The organism is Stenotrophomonas sp. LARHCG68 (genome assembly GCF_052871705.1).
On the sequence record NZ_JBIXJV010000003.1, the window covers coordinates 361,649 to 381,334 of the forward strand.

At 67.0% G+C, this 19,686-nt stretch carries 16 protein-coding genes; 6 read left to right on the top strand and 10 right to left on the bottom strand.

Annotation, left to right across the window (positions count from 1 at the left end):
• Window positions 1–34: 34 nt before the first annotated feature.
• Complete coding sequence (locus ACIPR8_RS12770; RefSeq protein WP_192286428.1) at window positions 35–583, bottom strand: single-stranded DNA-binding protein; 549 nt, start codon at window positions 581–583, stop codon at window positions 35–37.
• A gap of 137 nt (window positions 584–720) precedes the next feature.
• Window positions 721–1,317, bottom strand: a complete 597-nt coding sequence (locus ACIPR8_RS12775; RefSeq protein WP_446541268.1) for a DUF2239 family protein — start codon at window positions 1,315–1,317, stop codon at window positions 721–723.
• A gap of 79 nt (window positions 1,318–1,396) precedes the next feature.
• Between ACIPR8_RS12775 and ACIPR8_RS12780 the strand changes: the two genes are divergently transcribed.
• Together ACIPR8_RS12780 and ACIPR8_RS12785 are read left to right on the top strand one after the other, a co-directional pair.
• Window positions 1,397–1,741, top strand: coding sequence for a GIY-YIG nuclease family protein (locus ACIPR8_RS12780; protein ID WP_446541269.1), 345 nt, complete (start codon window positions 1,397–1,399; stop codon window positions 1,739–1,741).
• A gap of 72 nt (window positions 1,742–1,813) precedes the next feature.
• Complete coding sequence (locus ACIPR8_RS12785) at window positions 1,814–2,851, top strand: LacI family DNA-binding transcriptional regulator (protein WP_192286431.1); 1,038 nt, start codon at window positions 1,814–1,816, stop codon at window positions 2,849–2,851.
• 125 nt (window positions 2,852–2,976) lie between these two features.
• Here ACIPR8_RS12785 and ACIPR8_RS12790 read toward each other — a convergent pair whose 3' ends face one another.
• From ACIPR8_RS12790 to ACIPR8_RS12800, 3 genes are all read right to left on the bottom strand, one after another.
• Complete coding sequence (locus tag ACIPR8_RS12790; RefSeq protein ID WP_446541270.1) at window positions 2,977–3,357, bottom strand: SseB family protein; 381 nt, start codon at window positions 3,355–3,357, stop codon at window positions 2,977–2,979.
• 238 nt (window positions 3,358–3,595) lie between these two features.
• Complete coding sequence (locus ACIPR8_RS12795) at window positions 3,596–5,308, bottom strand: alpha-amylase family glycosyl hydrolase (RefSeq protein WP_446541271.1); 1,713 nt, start codon at window positions 5,306–5,308, stop codon at window positions 3,596–3,598.
• A complete protein-coding gene (locus tag ACIPR8_RS12800) occupies window positions 5,308–6,789 on the bottom strand; it encodes an MFS transporter (RefSeq protein WP_446541272.1) in 1,482 nt (493 codons plus the stop codon). Before ACIPR8_RS12800 ends, ACIPR8_RS12795 begins: the two co-directional genes overlap by 1 nt.
• 197 nt (window positions 6,790–6,986) lie before the next feature.
• Between ACIPR8_RS12800 and ACIPR8_RS12805 the strand changes: the two genes are divergently transcribed.
• Together ACIPR8_RS12805 and ACIPR8_RS12810 are read left to right on the top strand one after the other, a co-directional pair.
• Window positions 6,987–9,053 carry a glycoside hydrolase family 97 protein gene (locus ACIPR8_RS12805; RefSeq protein WP_446541273.1) on the top strand — a complete coding sequence of 689 codons (2,067 nt, stop codon included), beginning with the start codon at window positions 6,987–6,989 and terminating at the stop codon, window positions 9,051–9,053.
• 336 nt (window positions 9,054–9,389) lie between these two features.
• Window positions 9,390–12,152 (top strand): TonB-dependent receptor, encoded by a 2,763-nt coding sequence (locus tag ACIPR8_RS12810; RefSeq protein WP_446541274.1) that lies wholly within the window; start codon window positions 9,390–9,392, stop codon window positions 12,150–12,152.
• 82 nt (window positions 12,153–12,234) lie between these two features.
• Here the strand turns inward: ACIPR8_RS12810 and ACIPR8_RS12815 are convergent, their stop codons facing one another.
• Window positions 12,235–12,567, bottom strand: a complete 333-nt coding sequence (locus ACIPR8_RS12815; RefSeq protein WP_446541275.1) for a hypothetical protein — start codon at window positions 12,565–12,567, stop codon at window positions 12,235–12,237.
• A gap of 222 nt (window positions 12,568–12,789) precedes the next feature.
• The gene (locus tag ACIPR8_RS12820; protein ID WP_446541276.1) at window positions 12,790–14,403 is read right to left on the bottom strand and encodes an alpha-glucosidase; all 1,614 of its coding nucleotides are present in this window, start codon (window positions 14,401–14,403) and stop codon (window positions 12,790–12,792) included.
• A gap of 180 nt (window positions 14,404–14,583) precedes the next feature.
• Between ACIPR8_RS12820 and ACIPR8_RS12825 the strand changes: the two genes are divergently transcribed.
• Both ACIPR8_RS12825 and ACIPR8_RS12830 read left to right on the top strand, forming a co-directional pair.
• Window positions 14,584–15,582, top strand: coding sequence for a polyprenyl synthetase family protein (locus tag ACIPR8_RS12825; RefSeq protein ID WP_313253788.1), 999 nt, complete (start codon window positions 14,584–14,586; stop codon window positions 15,580–15,582).
• A gap of 3 nt (window positions 15,583–15,585) precedes the next feature.
• Entirely contained in the window at window positions 15,586–15,831 is a 246-nt protein-coding gene (locus tag ACIPR8_RS12830; protein WP_446541277.1) for a helix-hairpin-helix domain-containing protein, read from the top strand.
• A gap of 79 nt (window positions 15,832–15,910) precedes the next feature.
• On the opposite strand, the gene ACIPR8_RS12835 is transcribed toward ACIPR8_RS12830, so the two are convergent.
• The 3 genes from ACIPR8_RS12835 to murL form a co-directional block, all read right to left on the bottom strand.
• Window positions 15,911–16,708: a dienelactone hydrolase family protein gene (locus tag ACIPR8_RS12835; RefSeq protein WP_446541278.1), complete on the bottom strand. Its 798-nt coding sequence runs from the start codon at window positions 16,706–16,708 to the stop codon at window positions 15,911–15,913.
• A 188-nt stretch (window positions 16,709–16,896) separates the two neighbouring features.
• On the bottom strand, window positions 16,897–18,303 hold the full coding sequence (murD, locus tag ACIPR8_RS12840; RefSeq protein ID WP_446541279.1) for a UDP-N-acetylmuramoyl-L-alanine--D-glutamate ligase: 1,407 nt from the start codon (window positions 18,301–18,303) through the stop codon (window positions 16,897–16,899).
• Window positions 18,284–19,672 carry a UDP-N-acetyl-alpha-D-muramoyl-L-alanyl-L-glutamate epimerase gene (murL, locus tag ACIPR8_RS12845; protein WP_446541280.1) on the bottom strand — a complete coding sequence of 463 codons (1,389 nt, stop codon included), beginning with the start codon at window positions 19,670–19,672 and terminating at the stop codon, window positions 18,284–18,286. Before murL ends, murD begins: the two co-directional genes overlap by 20 nt.
• Between the last annotated feature and the right edge of the window lie 14 nt (window positions 19,673–19,686).

Here is a 19,686-nt window from a genome sequence, read left to right on the forward strand (position 1 = left end):
CTGGGGTACATTTGCATCGCTGCACTACTAAAAATTAGAACGGAATATCGTCGTCGGCAAAATCGTCCATCGGCGGCGCCGACTGCTGGGCCGGTGCCGGGCGCTGCTGCTGGCGCTGGCCGCCGCCGTAACCGCCGCCGCCCTGGTCCTGGTTGCCGTAGCCGCCACCGCCCTGCTGCTGGCGCGGGGCCGACTGGCGCTGCGGGCGATCGCCACCGAAGTTGCCGCCGCCACCGCCGCCGCCTTCACCACGGCCGCCGAGCATCTGCATCTCGTTGGCGACGATGTCGGTGGAGTACTTCTCCACGCCATCCTGGCCGGTGTACTTGTCGTAGCGCAGCTCGCCTTCGACATAGACCTGAGAGCCCTTGCGCAGGTATTCACCGGCGATCTCGCCGAGCTTGCCGAAGAACACCACGCGGTGCCATTCGGTGCGCTCCTGGTTGTTGCCATCGCGGTCCTTGCGGACGCTGGTGGTGGCAAGGCTCACGCGGGTGATGGCCATGCCGGCCTGGGTGTACTTGGTGTCCGGGTCGTTGCCGAGGTTGCCGACCAGGATGACTTTATTGATGCCGCGGGCCATAGGATTGTTTCTTCCGTTGGGAGCCAGGATCCGCGCCGACGGTGTTGCGGCCGGCGCAAAGGGGTCCTGACAAGGGGACTGGGGGATGCGTAACGCGGGATGTTAACACCGCGGCCCGCGTTCACCCGCGCTCGCGATCAATCCTCGGCCTCGGCCGACATGCTGCCGAGGTAATCGCGCAGGTCCTGCGGCCATTGGGCGATGGAGCGGGCAAAACCGGCCTCGTCGCCGGCGAACAGCAGGCGGCTGGCCTCCTCGAAGCCCGGCAAGTCCCCGGCCAGGGTGGACATGGCCTTGTAGCGTGCCTCCGGTGAGGCCGCGAGCCCCTGCTCCTGCTCGCGGCGGCGGGCTTCATCCACCAGCCGGCGCAACGCCTGCGAGGCCCCGCCGCGTTGGCTGGCCAGCCATTCCCAATGCCGCGGCAGCAGGGTCACCTCGCGGGCCACCACGCCCAGCCGGGGACGACCGCGTTCACGTGGGGCGGCAGCCTCCTGCGGCGCGGCCGGCGCAGGTGCCAAGCGGGCTTGCAGGCGCTCCAGCACCTGAGCCAGCCCACCACGCAGGTCCAGGTCAACCGTTTCCCCGGAGCCATCGTTGAGCAGCAGCAGCGGCCGACCATCGGCCCCCACGCCACCGCGCGCCACGGCCTCGGCCACCACCTGCTGCAGCGGCCCCCTGGCCAGCAGCTGGTGCCCCTCGAACAAGGCGTGCGGCGCGTTCAGCGGATCGTTCATAGCACCTCAATTTTAATCCGGGTAATATCTACAACTTAATTACACCCGGGCAATATTGCCACATCTTCGAGAATCCCTCATGGACAAACAAACCCGCCGTCAGCAAAGCGCCGACTACAAGCGGCAGGAAGTACAAAGCGGCATTTACCAGATCCACTGCACCGCCACCGATACGCGCTGGGCAGGCATCGCCCTGAACCTGTCCGCGATCCGCAACCGGCTGTGGTTCGGCCTGCGCCAGGGCAGCCATCCGCACCGGCAACTGCAGCAGGCCTGGGCAGCGCACGGTGCCGACGCATTCCAGTGGGAGCCGATCCTTGCGTTGGAAGAAGACCCGGAGCGGCCGGATTTCGAGCGCGACCGATTGCTGCGCGATGCGCTCGAACAGCACTGCCTGCAGAGCGGCGCAACGCCATTGCGTTGAGCGCCCGCATGGCCGGTGGCGGCAACGCATTTGCATGGCATGATGCCCGGCGGCACCTCCCCTCGGCGCACGATGACCATCAAAGGCAAAGCCACCTCCCTGGATATCGCACACATGGCCGGCGTCTCGCAGCCGACCGTGTCGCGTGCCCTGCGTGGCAGCCCGATGGTGAACGCCGAGACGCGCAAGCGCATCCTGGAGATCGCGCGCCAGCTGAACTACAAGGTCGACAAGAACGCTTCCAGCCTACGCTGCCAGCAATCCGGCACCCTGGCGCTGCTGTTCTTCGAGGACCCCACCCCGGACGATTCGCTGATCAATCCGTTCTTCCACTCGATGCTGGGTTCGATCACCCGTGCCTGCGCGCTGCATGGGCATGACCTGCTGGTGTCCTTCCAGCAGCTGTCCAGCGATTGGCATGCCGACTTCGAGGACAGCAACAAGGCCGACGGCATCATCCTGCTCGGCTACGGTGATTACCACGAGTCGGTGGAACGGCTGGAGCGGCTGGTCGAACAGGGCACGCACTTCGTCCGCTGGGGCGCGGCGCTGCCGGGCCAACCCGGGGTATCGGTGGGCAGTGACAACTTCCAGGGCGGGTTCGACATCACCGCCCACCTGCTCGACCAGGGCTGCCGGCGCATTGCCTTCCTGGGCCATGCCGACAGCCACTACCCGGAGTTCGCCGAGCGTTACCGCGGCCATGCCGAAGCCCTGCGCGCGCGCGGGCTGACGCCGGAGGCCGCGCTGCAGCACGATGCCATCACCACCGAGGATTCCGGCCATAACGCCTGCCTGGCCCTGCTGGACCGCGGCGAGCGTTTCGACGCGGTCTGCGCCGCCAGCGACCTGATCGCCATCGGCGCGCTGCGTGCGCTGCGCGAGCGCGGCCTGCGCGTGCCGGACGACGTGGCGGTGACCGGGTTCGACGATATTCCGCTGGCCGGTTCGGTATCACCGGCGTTGACCACGGTGCAACAGGACACCAAGCAGGCCGGCCAGTTGCTGGTGGAAAAACTGCTGGGGCTGATCGCGCGCGAGCCGGTGGAGGGCATCAACATCCCGGTGAAGCTGGTGGTGCGGGAATCGTCGCGGCGACAAGCGTTGTAGAAGCGGCTTCCGTGGCGATGCCGAGAGCGAAGAAGCCAGTACGCTGGCCGTAGTTGCTGTTTTCCCTTGGGACTGACGACGTGGTCGGCTTCGCGGCCGAAGCCGCTCCTACCCAGGCACGTTGGTCAACTGAAGTCCTTGAGGATCTCCTGCAGGCCCGCCGGCGAGATATCGAAGCCCAGCGAAGTACCCGGATTGACCACCACGCCATAACCGCCCGGTACGCGGCGCAGTACTTCGAACATCAACATGCGGATGTTGTGCGGCGCCTGCTGGGTGTGGAAACCGACGCGCGACATGTCGGTGAATACCGCCACATGCAGGACGCCCTGCTTGTCGAACAGCAACGGGTCGAAGCCACTGCCGTCCGGCGTGACCAGGCTGCCGGTGAGCAGCACGACTTCCGAGGCGACAAACGCCTGCATGAAGGCCTTGATCGGCAGCTTGCCGTCCATCGCGGTCTGCAGCAGCGTTTCGATGGGGGTCTGCGGGGAAAGCTCGTTCATGGGTACTGCGTGGGGATGCGGGGATGTGGATTGTAGCGGGTGGCTAGTTGCAGCGGCCCTCTCCCCAACCCCTCTCCCGCTTGCGGGAGAGGGGCTTCGGTTGTCCGGGGGCTTGGGGCTGCGAGCGCCCGCTTTTGTCCCCGCCCTTTGCGTCAGGTCAAGGAGGGGTTGGCTGTTTGCCGAATCGCTGAACGCCGCCCTCCCCCCTCTCCCGCTTGCGGGAGAGGGACTTGGTTGGTCAGCGCTTCAGGTGTTGGTTGCGGGCCTGCTGGTCGGCCATTGCGGCATCCAGCTGTGCTTTCAACTCGGCCTGCTGTACCTCGCCTTCCAGCACGAACACCTTGATGCCGTGGGCCGGCACGTCGGTCTTCAAGGTGCGCCGCACGGTCAACGTGCCGCCGTCCAACGCGTCGCGCCATTGTCCGGCCTGCAGGTAGCGGCTCACCTCGAACGCCTGCGCCGTGTCCCCCTTGTTGAGCAGCACCAGCGCGGTCTGCGTGGTGTCGCCCTGTTGCAGCACGCGGAAGAACACCGCCTGGTCACCCTGCAGGCGTTCGTTGACCTGCAGGCCGCGCTGCAGCGCCGGGGTGGCCTGGCGCAGCCGCGCGATGCGCTGCAGGGGGCCGAAGATCGGGCTCTGCGGCGCCTGGGCAATGCGCTCCTGGCCGAAGTAGGCGCGGTTGCCGGCGTGCTCGGCGCGGCCACGCATGAAGCCGGTCTCCGAGCCGTAGTACAGCACCGGGATGCCGCGTGCGGTGAACAGCCAGTTGTGCGCGTCGATGAACCCGGCATCGGTCGCGTCCAGGCGCGCCATGTCGTGGTTGTCGTAGAAGCTCATCAGCTCGTACGGATTGGCGTACGGCCCACCGGTCAGGTGTAACGGTTCGGACAGGGCCTCGAAGCCCTTCTGCTCCTTGCCGAATACCGCCGACATCGCGCCGCGTAGCGGGAAATCCAGCACGCTGACATTGGCGTTGCCTGGCCAGGTGTGCTCGGCGATCTTGCTGGCGTCGTAGTCGAAGGCTTCGCCGAACATGAACATGCCCGGGTGTTGCGCGCGGATGCGCTGCACGAACGCATGCCACCACGGGTGCGGCAGCCAGCCGATGGTGTCGATGCGCAGCGCGTCCACGCCCTGCCCCGTCCATTGCAGGTAGGCACCGACCAGGTAGTCCATCACCGCCGGGTTGTGCTCGTTGAAGTCGGACAGCTCGGCCAGGTTGCCATCGAAGATCGAGCCCTTGCTGCCATCGACCGGGCCGATGTTGTTGTAGAACGCATGCAGCCGGTTGTGCGTGGGGTCGAGCTTGTCCGGCGGCAGGTTCTGGTGGTCGGCGATCAACCGGCCATCCTTGTCGAAGATCTGGCCGAACTGCGGCTGGACGGTCGGCATGGTCCAGGCCGGCGAGCCATGGTTGCCGACGATGTCCAGCACCACCTTCAGCCCGGCACCGTGCAGGCCCTGGGTCAGGCCGGCGAAGTCCAGGCCGGCGCTGGGCAGGTGTTCGTCCAGCTTGTAGAAATTCACGCCCCAGTAGCCGTGGTAGCCGGTCTTGCCCCGGTCGGTCAGCGTGCTGGTGCAGCTGATCGGCTTGCTGCCGGTGAAGGCCTGGTCCGGGTTGTCGACGATCGGGGTGATCCACACCGCGCCGAAGCCGAGCCCGCGGATGTAGCCGGCATTGTCGAGCAGGCCCTTGAAGTCACCGCCGAGGTAGCCGATGTTGCCGTCGATCTTGTCCGGGCACGGCACCGGGATGTCGAAGGTGCGGTGCGCGCCGCCCTGGTCACGGTGGTCGTTGGCGGTGTCGCCGTTGACGAAGCGGTCGGTGACCACGAAGTACACCGCATCGCTGGCGAACGGCTCGGACGTACCCACGTAGTCCGGCCGTGCGGCCAGGACGGGAGCGGCGGCCAGCGCCAACGAGACTGCCACCGACAAACGCATGCGCATCACACCACCTCCGGTTGCGACGGAACCCGCAGCACGCACAAGCCGGCGACGAACAGGCTGCAGCCGCCCAGCACCAGCACATGCATCGGCACGCCGCCCAGCCAGCTGCGCAGGGCAAAGCCCAGCGCACTGGCCGCGACCAGCTGCGGGATCACGATGAAGAAATTGAAGATGCCCATGTACACGCCCATCTTGGTAGACGGCACGCTGTCGGACAGCAGGGCGTACGGCAGCGACAGGATCGAGGCCCAGGCAAAACCGACGCCGACCATCGACAGCAGCAGCCACGCCGGGTCGCTGATGAACATCAGCGAGACCAGGCCCAGCCCTCCCAGCCACAGGTTGACCAGGTGGCTCCAGCGCAGGCCCATCACCCGTACCATCAGCGGGATCACCAGCGCGGCCAGCGCGGCGAAGCCGTTGTAGGCACCAAACAGCACGCCCACCCAGTTGGCCCCTTCGTTGTAGGCCGCCGATTGCGGGTCGGTGGAGCCGAAATGGGTGCCGGCGACCGCGGCGGTGGTGTAGATCCACATCGCGAACAGGGCGAACCACGAGAAGAACTGCACCCAGGCCAGCCGACGCATGGTGGTGGGCATGGTGCGCAGGTCGCCGACGATGGTCGCCAGCATGTGCGTGCCCGGCAGCATCCGGGCCACGCCCAGCAGCAGGCCGTAGGCCGCGCACAGGCCGGCCAGCACGTACAACATGCGGTCGCCCTGCCGCCAGGCGATCAATGCCGCCAGCAACACGCCCACCCCCAGCCAGCCGAGAATGTGGCTCCCGCGCGGCGGGCCGATCACCGGCGCGGCCGCATGCAGCGGCGAGGGTTCGGCATCGTCGAAACCGGCCAGCTCGGCCGGCGAGTACTCACGGGTGCTGACCACCGTCCAGGTGATCGCGGCCAGCAGCACGGCGGCACCGAAGTAGAACGCATAGCGCACGGTGTCCGGCACCTGCCCCGGCGCGGCGGTGTTGGCCACGCCGAAGTGGGCCAGCAGGTACGGCAGGAAGCTGGCGACGATGGCCCCCACGCCGATGAAGAAACTCTGCATCGCGTAGCCGCTGGGACGCTGCCGCGGCGAAAGCTGGTCGCCGACGAAGGCGCGGAACGGCTCCATCGACACGTTGATCGAGGCATCCAACACCCACAGCGTGCCGGCCGCGATCCACAGCGTCGGTGAATTGGGCATCACCAGCAGGGCCAGCGTGGTCAGCACCGCGCCGATCATGAAGAACGGGCGGCGGCGGCCCCAGCGCGTCCAGGTGCGGTCGGACAGGTAGCCGATCACCGGCTGTACCAGCAAGCCGGTCAGCGGCGCGGCGATCCAGAGCCCGGGCACTGCCTCCATCGAGGCCCCCAAGGTCTCGAAGATGCGGCTGGCATTGGCGTTCTGCAGTGCAAAGCCGAACTGGATGCCCAGGAAGCCGAAGCACATGTTCCAGATCTGCCAGAACGACAATTGCGGTTTGCTTTTCATCAAGCGGTTCCCCCCTCCGGGAATCACGGATGCGATGTACGGGCGCCGTTGCGCCGGGCCATGGTAGAGGCGTGGTGGCGGATGCGCACCGCCGGTGCATACGTATTCAGTGCCCCTGCCGGCCATGACGCCCTGCACCAACTGGAATAGTGGTGGCACCTGCTTCCCGTTCCTGCACCCCGGAGTTGATACCCGACATGGCACCGCCACGCCCGTCCTCCCGCCTGTTCCGCCTGAAACTCGCCTTCACCCTGCTGCTGGCCGGCCTGCCCGCCGCACACGCGGCCGAACTGGCCCGCGTCAGCTCGCCCGGCGACGTACTCACCGTCACCCTCGAATCGCAGCATGAAGGGCGCCTGGCCTACCGGGTGGAGCGCAACGGGGAGGCGGTGATCGCGCCCTCGCGGCTGGGCTTCCTGCTCGACAGCGGCCGACTGGAGCGCAACCTGGAACTGACCGGGCAGGCGCGCCGCAGCGTCGACGAAACCTGGGAGCAACCCTGGGGCGAACGCCGCCTCACCCGCAACCACTACAACGAACTGCGCGCCAGCTTCACCGAGAAGGCCCCCTCGGGCGTCGCGCACGGGCGCCGCTTCGACGTGGTGTTCCGCGTCTACGACGATGGCGTGGGCTTTCGCTACGAGTTCCCGCAGCAACCGGCGATGCAGCAGGCACGGATCAATGCCGAGCTGACCGAATTCGCCCCGGCGCGACCGGCCACGGCCTGGTGGATCCCCGCCTTCGAGTGGAACCGCGAGGAGTACCTGTACCACCGCACCCCGCTCAACCAGATCGGTACCGCGCAGACCCCGCTCACCCTGCGCAGCGACAACGGCCTGCACCTGTCCATCCACGAAGCCGCGCTGGTCGACTACGCCGGCATGAACCTGGCCCGTGGCGATGGCGACGTGCTGCGCGCTGCGCTGACCCCGTCCAGCAACGGCGCGCCGGTGGTCCGCGCACTGCCGTTCAACACCCCGTGGCGCACCCTCCAGGTCGGCGAGAAGGCCGGTGACCTGGTCGAATCCAGCCTGATCCTCAACCTCAACGAGCCCAATGCCATCGGCGACGTGAGCTGGTTCACGCCGGCCAAGTACGTCGGTGTCTGGTGGTCGCTGCACCTGGAAACCGAAACCTGGGCGACCGGCCCGAAGCACGGCGCCACCACCGCCAACACCCGTCGTTACATCGATTTCGCCGCCGCCAATGGCTTCCGTGGCGTGCTGGTCGAAGGCTGGAACCCGGGCTGGGACGGGGACTGGTTCGCCAACGGTTGGGGCTTCGACTTCACCCGCCCCACCGCCGACTTCGACCTGCCGGGCCTGGCGCGCTACGGTGCGGACAAGGGCGTGCACCTGATCGGCCACCACGAAACCGCCTGCGCGGTCAGCCACTACGAGCGCCAACTGCCGGCCGCGCTGGACCTGTATGCGCGCAACGGCGTGGACGTGGTCAAGACCGGTTACGTCTGCGACGCCGGTGACATCCAGCGCCAGGACACGGCCGGTGGCCCGGTGGTGCGCGAGTGGCACGAAGGCCAGTGGATGAGCAACCACAACCTGCGCGTGCTCAAGCAGGCCGCCGACAGGCACATCGCGATCAACTCGCACGAGCCGATCAAGGACACCGGCCTGCGCCGTACCTGGCCCAACTGGGTCTCGCGCGAGGGCGCGCGCGGCATGGAATTCAATGCCTGGGGCAACCCGCCGAACCCGCCCGGCCACGAGGCCACGCTGGTGTTCACCCGCATGCTCGGCGGGCCGATGGACTACACCCCCGGCATCGTCAGCCTGAAGGGCCGCAACGGCCTGCCGCTGCGTAGCACCCTGGCCAAGCAGCTGGCGCTGTACGTGGTGCTGTACAGCCCGATCCAGATGGTGGCCGACCTGCCCGAGCATTACGCCCAACATCCGGACGCCTTCCAGTTCATCAAGGACGTGGCGGTCGACTGGGAACAGAGCCACGTGCTCAACGGCGAGGTGGGCCAGTACGTGACGCTGGCGCGCAAGGCACGCGGCTCGGAGGAATGGTTCATCGGCAGCGTCGGTGACGAGCAGCCGCATTCCCTGCAGGCCTCGCTGTCGTTCCTGGATCCAAAGCGCCGCTACCGCGCCGAGATCTACCGCGACGGCGACGGTGCCAACTGGGAGACCCGGCCATTTGCCTTCGTCCGCGAAACCCGCGAAGTGCGCAGCAGTGACAGCCTGACCCTGCCGCTGGGCGCCGGCGGTGGTGCGGCGGTGCGGCTGGTGCCGCTGGACTGACCCGCGACGCCCTGCAGGAACGGCCCCGGCCGCGTGGCTGGCCAGACCGATCTGCAAGGACAGAGCGCAACTTCAGATGCCCGGTAGCCGCATTGGCAATGGCTTCGCGGCCCTGGCCGCGCCTGCGGGCATCGCTCGCCTGCCGGAAGCGTTTTCACCGCCATTCCACCACCGCAAAACCCATTGAATACGTATGCAGGGCGATTCCGCGACGTTGCCCGCTGATTACCATGCGAGACATGTCGCAGGCAGCCCCATCGCACCGCCGACACGTGCACGGAGACCACTCCGGCATGCAGAAAAAAACAATCCGACGACATTACCTGGGAGGGGAGAATGTTGAACACCAAGCGCAACCTGTTGAGCGCGGCGCTCGCGTCCGCCATCGCACTGACCGCCACCGGCGTCCAGGCGCAAACCGCCGACGAAACCGCCAAGAAGGCCGACGCCACCGACCTGGACACGGTCACCGTCACCGGCATCCGCCGCGGCATCGAGAGCGCCATCTCGGTCAAGCGTGATTCCACCTCGATCGTGGAAGCCATCTCGGCCGAGGACATCGGCAAGCTGCCGGACGTGAGCATCGCCGAATCAATCGCCCGCCTGCCCGGCCTGGCCGCCCAGCGCGTCGCCGGCCGCGCCCAGGTCATCAGCGTGCGCGGCCTGTCGCCCGACTTCGCCACCACGCTGCTCAACGGGCGCGAGATGGTCAGCACCGGCGACAACCGCAGCGTCGAGTTCGACCAGTACCCGTCGGAACTGATCAGCGGCGTCACCGTCTACAAGACCCCGGACTCGGGCCTGGTCGGCCAGGGCCTGTCCGGCACGCTGGACATGCAGACCGTGCGCCCGCTCAGCTACGGTGACCGCGTGATCGCCATCAGCGGCCGCTACCAGAAGAACTCGCTGGGCGAAGCCGCCGGCGAAGACCCGTATGGCAACCGCATCAATGCCAGCTTCGTCGACAAGTTCGCCGACGACACCATCGGCCTGGCGATCGGTTACTCCCACTCGGAGATGTCCAAGCAGGAGAACCAGGTCGGCCTGTACGAGCCGTGGCAGGCCTTGGGGGGCGATGACTGGCGCCCGGGCGTCGCCGCCGGCACCTACTATTCCGACGGCATCAAGGCACTGCGCCGCACCGGCCACTCCAAGCGCGACGGCGTGATGGCCACCCTGCAGTTCCGTCCCAACAACACCTGGACGAGCACGCTGGACGCCTTCTACACCAAGGCCAAGGAATACGACACCGCCAACCAGATGGAGATCCACCTGGGCGACTACAACGGCGGCTACGGCCCACTGGATGTCACCGACGTGGTGGTCAACGGCAACGGCAGCTTCGTCAGCGGTACCGCGCACAACGTCTACCCGCTGGTGCGCGGCATGTACAACCACCGCGAGGACAGCATCAAGGCATTGGGCTGGAACAACGAGTTCAACTTCGAGCGCGTGCGCGTGGTGGCCGACGTCAGCTGGTCCAAGGCCGAACGCGACGAGATCAACCTGGAGAACAACCTGCAGCTGTTGCCGGCACCGCAGCTGGATTCGGTTACGGTCAATTACGGTGGCGGCGGCTTCCCGCAGTTCACCCCGGGCATGGACTACTCCGACTACAGCAAGCTGTACCTGACCAACACCATCTACGGCTCGGGCTATGGCAAGACCCCGCACGTGGATGACGAACTGAAGGGCTTCAAGCTGATGGCGACCTTCCCGGTGCCGGACGGCTTCAACTGGTTCTCCGACTTCGACGTGGGCGTGAACTACGCCGACCGCAGCAAGAACAAGACCCAGGCCGAAGGCAACATCAACCTCGGCGCGCAGGGCATCACCAGCATCGCCGGCGACCTGCAGTACAAGCCGGTCAACCTGGGCTTTGCCGGTGCCGGCTACATCCCGGCCTGGAACGTGCCCGCCGCCGTGGCCCGCTACATGGTGTTCAACCCGACCACCACCGAGAGCTACCTGATCCCGAAGCAATGGACGGTGGACGAGGAGATCACCACCACCTTCCTGCGTGCCAACATCAGCACCCAGATCGGCTCGATCCCGGTGCGCGGCAACGTCGGCATCCAGGCCCAGCACGTGCGCCAGTCCTCCAGCTCGAACTACTGGGATGGCGGGCAGCCGGTCGGCAGCCAGGTCATCCCGATCAACGAAGGCAAGAGCTACCTCGACTTCCTGCCGAGCCTGAACCTGGCCTTTGAACTGCCGGCCGAGAACACCGTGCGCTTCGCCCTGGCCCGCCAGGTCGCACGCCCGCGCGTGGATGAGCTGCGCGCGTCGATGGAATTCGGTGTGGACACCAACCAGGGCAAGCCCGGCGCCAGCGGTGGCAACCCGAACCTGGACCCGTGGGTGGCCAACGCGATCGACCTGTCCTGGGAAAAGTACTTCGGCAACAAGGCCTACGTGGCTGCCGCGGTGTTCTTCAAGGACCTGAAGACCTATATCTACACCGAGAAGCGCGACGGCTATGACTTCACCCAGCAGGTCGATGCCTGGCTGGAAGCCAACGCCATCACCCTGCCGCCGGGCATCGTGGTCGACAAGACCGGCACCTACACCGCGCCGTTCAACGGCAACGGTGGCAGCCTGCGCGGCGCCGAGCTGACCGCTTCGCTGCCGCTGGACCTGTTCTTCGAAGGCCTGCGCGGCTTCGGCGTGGTCGCCAGCGCCAGCTTCAACGACAGCAACATCACCATCCCGCCGGACCCGGGCACCACCTCCAGCGTCGGCTCCGAGCCGATCATGCTGCCGGGCCTGTCCAAGCGCGTGTACAACTTCACCGCCTACTACGAGAACAGTGGCTTCGAAGTACGCCTGAACCAGCGCAAGCGCTCGGACTTCATCGGTGAGATCGGCAACTTCAACGGCAATCGCACCCTGCGTTACGTCAAGGGCGAGGACGTGCTGGACGCGCAGGTGGGCTACAGCTTCGGCGACGGCACGATGTTCAAGGGCCTGAGCCTGTTCCTGCAGGCCAGCAACCTGACCAACTCCAAGTACGAGACCTACGCAGGCAGCAAGGACCGTCCGCTGGAAGCCGTGGAATGGGGCCGCACCTACCAGGTCGGCGTGAACTACAAGTTCTAAGCCGTTCTGACCGGAGACACAGTAAAGGCCCGCTGCGTGTGCAGCGGGCCTTCTGCGTTGGTGGCAACGATGTCGTGGCGGGTTACCGGGGAAGTGCTTTCAACTTGGCGGGAGTGCTGTCCAGGAACAACCTGCTGGCACTGCACTGGTGCTGGTGCAGCAGCGGCGAACTCTGCCTGGGAAGTTGTGCCCTGATCCCCCCACAGGCGGGAAGCGCTTTGGCTTTGGCTTTGGCTCTTGCTTCGGCTCTTGCTTCGGCTCTTGCTTTGGCTCTTGCTTTTGCTCTGCTCTGCTCTGCTCTGGCCTTGGCCTTGGCCTTGGCCTTGGCTTCGGCTTCGGCTTCGGCTTCGGCTTCGGCTTCGGCTTCGGCTTCGGCTTCGGCTTCGGCTTTCGATTCAGCATTGGCCTTGGTCATTCCCTTCTCCCGCTTGCGGGGGAAGGTGCCCGGAGGGCGGATGGGGGAGCTTTGGCTTGGCTTCAACTTTGGATTGCAGCCAAGAGCACCCTCACCCCAACCCCTCTCCCGTGAACGGGAGAGGGGCTTAAGCCACAGCCACAGCAACAGCAACAGCCAAGCCACAGCCAAAGAAAAGGCGGAGATGCCATCTCCGCCTGCATGAAAGAGAGAAACGGGGACTCAGCTGCGACGTGCGCAGTACACCGCGTTTCCAGCCAGTACCAGTTCGCCAGCTTCCAGCGCACCGGCCACTGGACCCGGCAGCGCCAAGGCCTGCCACTCCCCGGCCGGCAACGCATGCCGCACCGTATCCCCTGACAGATTGAACGCCAGCAGCAAGGTCTCATCACCCGCCTGACGTTCGAACAACAACACCGGCTCAGTGCTGTCCAGGAAACGAATCGTCCCCTCTACCAACGCCGGATGCGCCTTGCGCCAGCGCAGGAAGCTGCGGAAGGCATGCAGTGTCGAATCACCGTCCGCTTCCTGCGCCTGCACTGCCAGCGCGCGGTGCTCTGCCGGAATCGGCAGCCACGGTTTGCCTAGGGTGAAGCCGGCCAGGGCCTGGTCCGTCCACGGCATCGGCGTGCGGCAGCCGTCGCGGCCCTTGAAGTTCGGCCAGAAGGTGATGCCGTACGGGTCCTGCAGCGCCTCGAACGGCACGTCCGCCTCGCCCAGGCCCAGCTCCTCGCCCTGGTAGATACAGACCGAGCCGCGCAGCGAGCACACCAGCGCGACCAGCATCCTGGCCAGCTGCGGATTGGCCGGGTGGCCGCCCCAACGCGTCACTGCGCGCTGCACGTCGTGGTTGGACACCGCCCAGCACGGCCAGCCGTCGCGCATGGTCGCTTCCAGCTTTTCCACGGTGCTGCGGATGTACTCCACGCTGTAGTCGTCCACCAGCAGCTCGAAGCTGTAGCCCATGTGCAGGCGGCCCGGCGCGGTGTACTCGGCGGTGGTGGCCAGCGAATCCTCCGAGGAGATCTCGCCCAGCGTCACCGCGCCCGGGTACTGGTCAAGCAACGCGCGCAGGCGCTCCAGGAAGCCGATGTTCTCCGGGCGGGTGTTGTTGTAGTAGTGGTACTGGAAGGCGTACGGGTTGTCCGGGCTGAAGCCGCGGCCCACGCGCTGGTCTTCCGGCTTGGGCGGGTTGTCGCGCAGCTGCGCGTCGTGGAAGCAGAAGTTGATGGAGTCCAGGCGGAACCCGTCCACGCCCCGGTCCAGCCAGAACTTCACGTAGTCCAGCGTCGCCTGCTGCACCGCCGGGTTATGGAAATCCAGGTCCGGCTGCGAGGACAGGAAGTTGTGCAGGTAGTACTGGCGGCGGCGCGGCTCCCAGCGCCAGGCCACGCCGCCGAAGATCGACAGCCAGTTGTTCGGCGGCGTGCCGTCCTCACGCGCGTCGGCCCACACGTACCAGTCGGCCTTGGGGTTGTCGCGGCTCTCGCGGCTTTCCTTGAACCAGGCATGCTCCACCGAAGTGTGGCTGAACACCTGGTCGATCATCACCTTCAGGCCCAGCGCATGCGCCTTGGCCAGCAGGCGGTCGAAATCGGCCAGGTTGCCGAACAACGGGTCGACGTCGCGCTGGTCGGCGATGTCGTAGCCGAAATCGGCCATTGGCGACTTGAAGAACGGCGAGACCCAGATCGCATCCACGCCCAGCGAGGCGATGTAGTCCAGGCGCTCGATGATGCCCGGCAGGTCGCCCACGCCATCCCCATCGGTATCCAGGTAGCTGCGCGGATAGATCTGGTAGATGACGGCGCCGCGCCACCATGGAGTCTTCGACATCGAGCGCCCCCCTCCGGGCTTCAGGAGCCCCACAGGGGGCTGAAAACAGATGCCGGTCAGCTTAGCGTCGCCACTTTGCCGGTGGTGTCGCTTGCATACGTATTCACTGGGCCGGAAGCGTTTCCGGCCCCCCGGGGCGCACACCGCCTATAATCGGCGGGTACCCCCAGAAGCAACCGTATGAGCCTCGCCGAAGACCTCCGCCCCGCGCTGGGCCTGCCCGCCATCCAGACCCTTGCCGCGCCGGACATGGCCGCGGTCGATGCGCTGATCCGCCGCCGCCTGTCCTCGGACGTGGTGCTGATCAACCAGATCGCCGACCACATCATTTCCGCCGGCGGCAAGCGCCTGCGACCGATGCTGGTGATGCTGGCCGGCCACGCGGTCGGCGGTGCCGGGCCGGAGCACCACCAGCTGGCGGCGATCATCGAGTTCATCCACACCTCGACCCTGCTGCACGATGACGTGGTCGACGAATCGGACCTGCGCCGGGGCCGCAGCACCGCCAACGCGCTGTGGGGCAACGCGCCGAGCGTGCTGGTCGGTGACTTCCTGTACTCGCGCAGCTTCCAGCTGATGGTCGAGCTGGACCGCATGCCGGTGATGCAGATCCTGGCCGACACCACCAACCGCATCGCCGAGGGCGAGGTGCTGCAGCTGCTGCACGTGCACAACCCGGACACCGACGAGGCGGCCTACCTGCGCGTGATCGAGCGCAAGACCGCGGTGCTGTTCGCCGCCGGTACCCGCCTGGGTGCGCTGGCCACCGGTGCCGACGAGGCGGTGCAGCAGAAGCTGTTCGACTACGGCATGCACCTGGGCTATGCGTTCCAGATCGCCGACGACGTGCTGGACTACTCGGCCAACGCCGACGAGCTGGGCAAGAACCTGGGCGACGACCTGGCCGAAGGCAAGGCCACGTTGCCCCTGATCCACGCCATGGCCCATTCGGACGAAACCACCCGCCAGCGCCTGCGCGAGATCGTGCAGAACGGCGATGCCACTGCCATGCCGGAAGTCTTGGCCGCCATCCATGCCACCGGCGGCCTGGACTACAGCCGCAAGCGTGCGATGGAATATGCCGACGCGGCCGAACAGGCGCTGGAAGGCCTGCCGGAAAGCGACGCCGTCGCCGCCCTGCGCGGGCTGGCCCGCTACGCCATCGAGCGTAGCCACTAAGCCATGGCAGCCGAAGGCTTCAGCGCCGAAGAGCGCACCGTGCTGCTGGCGGTAAAGGGCGTGGGTGCCACCGTGGTGGCACGGCTGGAGCAGCTGGGCTTCCACTCGCTGGCACAGCTGGCCGACGCCGAGACGATGGACATCGTGACCCAGGCCTCGGCCATGCTGGGCAGCAGCTGCTGGCGCAACAGTCCCCAGGCCCACGCGGCGATCAGCGGCGCCATCGACGCCGCCCGCCAGGCCCGCTGATCGCACGCGCTTCAGCGGAGCCATGCCCCGCTGAAGCCTTGCCGGGTACCCCCTGCCGGGCGTGGCCCGGCCCCACGGGTCAGTGCTCCAGGCGCTCTTCCAGGAAGTTGTCCATCATCTTCCATGCACGCTTGGCAGCGCGCGGGTCATACAGGCAGCCCGGCGGGCTGTTGGCATCGGATTCGGCGAAGCAATGCACCGCGCCGCTGAAATTGACGAACTGCCAGTCCGTGCCGGCGCCATCCATTTCCGTGCCGAACGCAGCGATGTCCCCGGCACTGACGCCCTGGTCGGCCGCGCCATTGAGCACCAGCATCGGCACCTTGCCACTGCCCGCAGCGGCCGGACTCGGCGTGGACAGGCCGCCGTGCAGGCTCACCACGCCGGCCAGCGGCATCCCCGCGCGCGCCATCTCCAGCACCGTGGTACCGCCGAAGCAGAACCCCACCGCACCGATATGGGCGACATCCAGCGGTGCCTTGCCGGCCTGTGCCTTCAACGCCTCCAGCGCGGCCTGGGCACGCGCACGCAGTTCGGCGCGGTTCTCGCGCAGCGGCTTGGAGGCCGCGGCGGCTTCATCGTTGTCCTTCGGGCGGACCTGCTTGCCGTAGACGTCGGCGACCAGCACCACGTAGTCGTCGCCGGCGATCTGCTCGGCCTTGGCGACGGCCGAGGCATTCACGCCCCGCCAGTTCGGCACCATCACCACGCCCGGGCGGCGCGCATCCCCGTCGTCGTCATAGACCAGCACCCCGCTGTAGGTGGCGCCGCCGTGCTGCCATTCGACCGGGCGCTGCTGCATTTTCGCCAAGGCCGGCATCGCCGCCGAAAGACTCAAAGCCAACGCTGCCAACTGCCACTTTCGTGCTGCTTGCATGGGAGTGCTCCGGGTTGGGTTATGTCGCGGAGTCTACGGGCAAACGCGGCCCTCACCCCAACCCCTCTCCCATGAACGGGAGTGGGGCTCGGATTGCTGCGGCTCGTAGCGCACTGGCCCCTCTCCCGCCTGCGGGAGAGGGGTTGGGGTGAGGGGGAAGCTTCTGGCCCAAGAAGCCAGCGCCCCGCTCAGCCCACGCCCAATCCGGGAATCGCGCTGATCAGGTCCGGGTCAAACCCGGCCAGTTCAGCGAAATGACGACCACGCGCCACGTAGTCCTTGTAGGCACCGAAACTCGGTGCACCCGGCGACAGCAACACCACCCCGCCCTGTGTACCCAGTGCACCACGCGCCAGTTCCACCGCATGCGGCAGGTCGCCGCCGGCATGCAGGCCAAACCGGCCCTCATCGGCCAAGGGCTGCAGCAGGGTGTGGATGCGCGGGCCATTGGCACCCATGGTCACGATCTCCACCGGCGCGTCGTCGCGCATGTGCGCGGCGAAATCGTGCCAGTCCACGCCGCGGTCATGCCCGCCCACCAGCAGCGCGATGCGTTGCCCGCCGAAGCAGTCCAGCGCGGCCAGCGAGGCATGCGGCGTGGTGCTGATCGAATCATTGACCCAACGCAGCCCGTCGCGTGTGCCCAGCGTCTGCAGGCGATTGGGCAGCGGACGGAAGCCCTGCACCGCCGGGGCCAAGGCCACCGCATCCAGGCCCATCGCTTCCAGCGCGGCCAGCACCGCACACAGGTTGCCGCGGTTATGACGCCCCGGCAGTGGCGTGTTCGAGGTATCGAACACTGGCTGCGCACCGCGATGCACCACCTCGCCCACCATGTGCCAACCCTCGGGTTGGTTGAACCACACGATCTGGCTATGCGGCAGCTGCAGCGCGCGCAGGTGTTCGTCGGCGGCGTTGAGCACCGCGACACGCGGATGCCCGCCAGTCACCAGCGACAGCTTGTCGTCGATGTAGCGCTGCTCACTGCCGTGCCAGTCCAGGTGCTCGGGAAAGAGGTTCAGCACGATCGCCACGTCCGGGCGCGCGCCGCTGCGCGCCACTTCGCCGGTCTGGTAACTGGACAGCTCCACCGCCCAGTAGTCCGGCGCCGGCTGCGGGTCCAGCACTTCCAGCAGCGGCAAGCCGATGTTGCCCACCAGGCCGGTGCGATGCCCCGCCGCGCGCAGCAGGTGCGCCAGCAGCGAGGTGGTGGTGCTCTTGCCCTTGGTGCCGGTCACGCACACCGTATTGGGCAGGTTGCCGTCGGCATCAGCGTGTTCGCTGAACCACAGCGAGGTACCGCCGATGAACTGCGTGCCCTGCGCGCTGGCCTGCTGCGCCGCGGGTGTGTACGGACTGATGCCCGGCGACTTGATCACCACCTCGAAGCGCGACAGTGCCGCGCCCGTGATGTCGGTTTCCACCTGCAGCGCGCCACCGGTCTCGGCACGCGCCTGCTCGGCCTCGGCCGGCGGGCAGAACAGCGTCAGCGGCAGCCGTGGCAGGCGCTGGCGCAGTACCGCGAACGCGGCACGGCCCTCGCGCCCCCAGCCCCACAGCGCGACACGCTTGCCTTCAAGCTGCGAAATTCGCACGCAGACGCTCCCACAGTGCTGCCGGGATGCGGTGTTCGCCGTCGATGACCAGCAACGGCTCGATCTTCAATTCTTCCGCCGACAGCGTCGGCTGGATCAGGTTGGCGAAGCGCCTCACCAACACGTCTTCCTTCCATTCCGGACGCGCGGCCAGGGTGGCCATCGCCGCGCGCGATTCCTTGCCCTCGCCCACGCATTCGAACGGCTTGTGGTCCTGGAACTCCAGCAGCGCGTCGTAGCCGCCGGCCTGCTCGCTGTCATCGAGCAGGTTGCGGCCGAAGATGCGCACCAGGCGCGTCTTGGGCATGAACGGGGCCAGCGCCAGGAACACGAAGTGGCACTTGGGGCACACGCCGCACCAGCGGTTCACCGGACGCTCGCCGAGGATGTGGAAGTTGCGGTTGCAGCTGGAGAAATGCGCGTCGTAGAAATCGGTCCTGGCGAACTGGCGGGCCACCGCCAGTTCCGAGAGCGGGCGCAGCAGCGAGTAGTACTGCAGGTCGGCGGCCACGTGCTGCTGCACGTACTCACCGAACGCCTTCTCGAAGGCCCAGCCCTTGGACCACTGGTGGTTGACCTCGCCGGTGCCGGCGATCTGGCTGCCGTAGCTGGCCGAACGCTCGTTGGAGAACACCACCTGGTCCACGCCCTGTACCAGCGCGGCCAGCACCATGATCGCCGAGTTCACCGCGGTGACCGGGATATGCCCGTTCCATGCACCCTGGCGATTGAGCTCGAACAGCTCCGGGGCCAGCGTGCGGCCGATGTTGAGCATCGGCAGGCCGGTGCGTTCGGCACAGGCGCGGATCAGCTGCGAGCCACCGATCCAGGTGACGGTTTCGGCCACGCCGGCATTGCGCAGGGCTTCGATGCTGACCAGCGAATCCTTGCCGCCGCCGATGGCGACCAGGGCATGGTGGGAGAGGTTGAGATTGGGAGCAGAGCCGCCCTCACCCCCTGCCCCTCTCCCGCTGGCGGGAGAGGGGAGCGAAGCCACCGGCAGCTTGAACCTGCCGCGCAGGTTCAAGCCATTGCGGTAGGCGAACTCCCCCAGGCCGTTGAGGTAGATGGTTTCCACCAGGGCGGCGGTGTCGGCATCGATGGCATAGCTGTCGATGCTGACCTGCGCGGGTACGCCAGCCTTGTAGTAACTCACGCCGGCGATCAGGTGCAGCAGCTGCAAGGCACGCTGCACGGCTGCGGCGCGTTCGCCCTCCAGCTGGAACGGCGCACCCGGCACGGTGACGGTCTCGGTCATCTCCGGGCCGTCGTCGAAGGCGTAGACCAGCCGCGCCACGCCGGTGTCCGCAGCGAAATCGCAGCGGACGAAGCGGAAACGGGAAACCTGGTGTTTATCAAAAGCTGTCATGGCGTATCCGAATC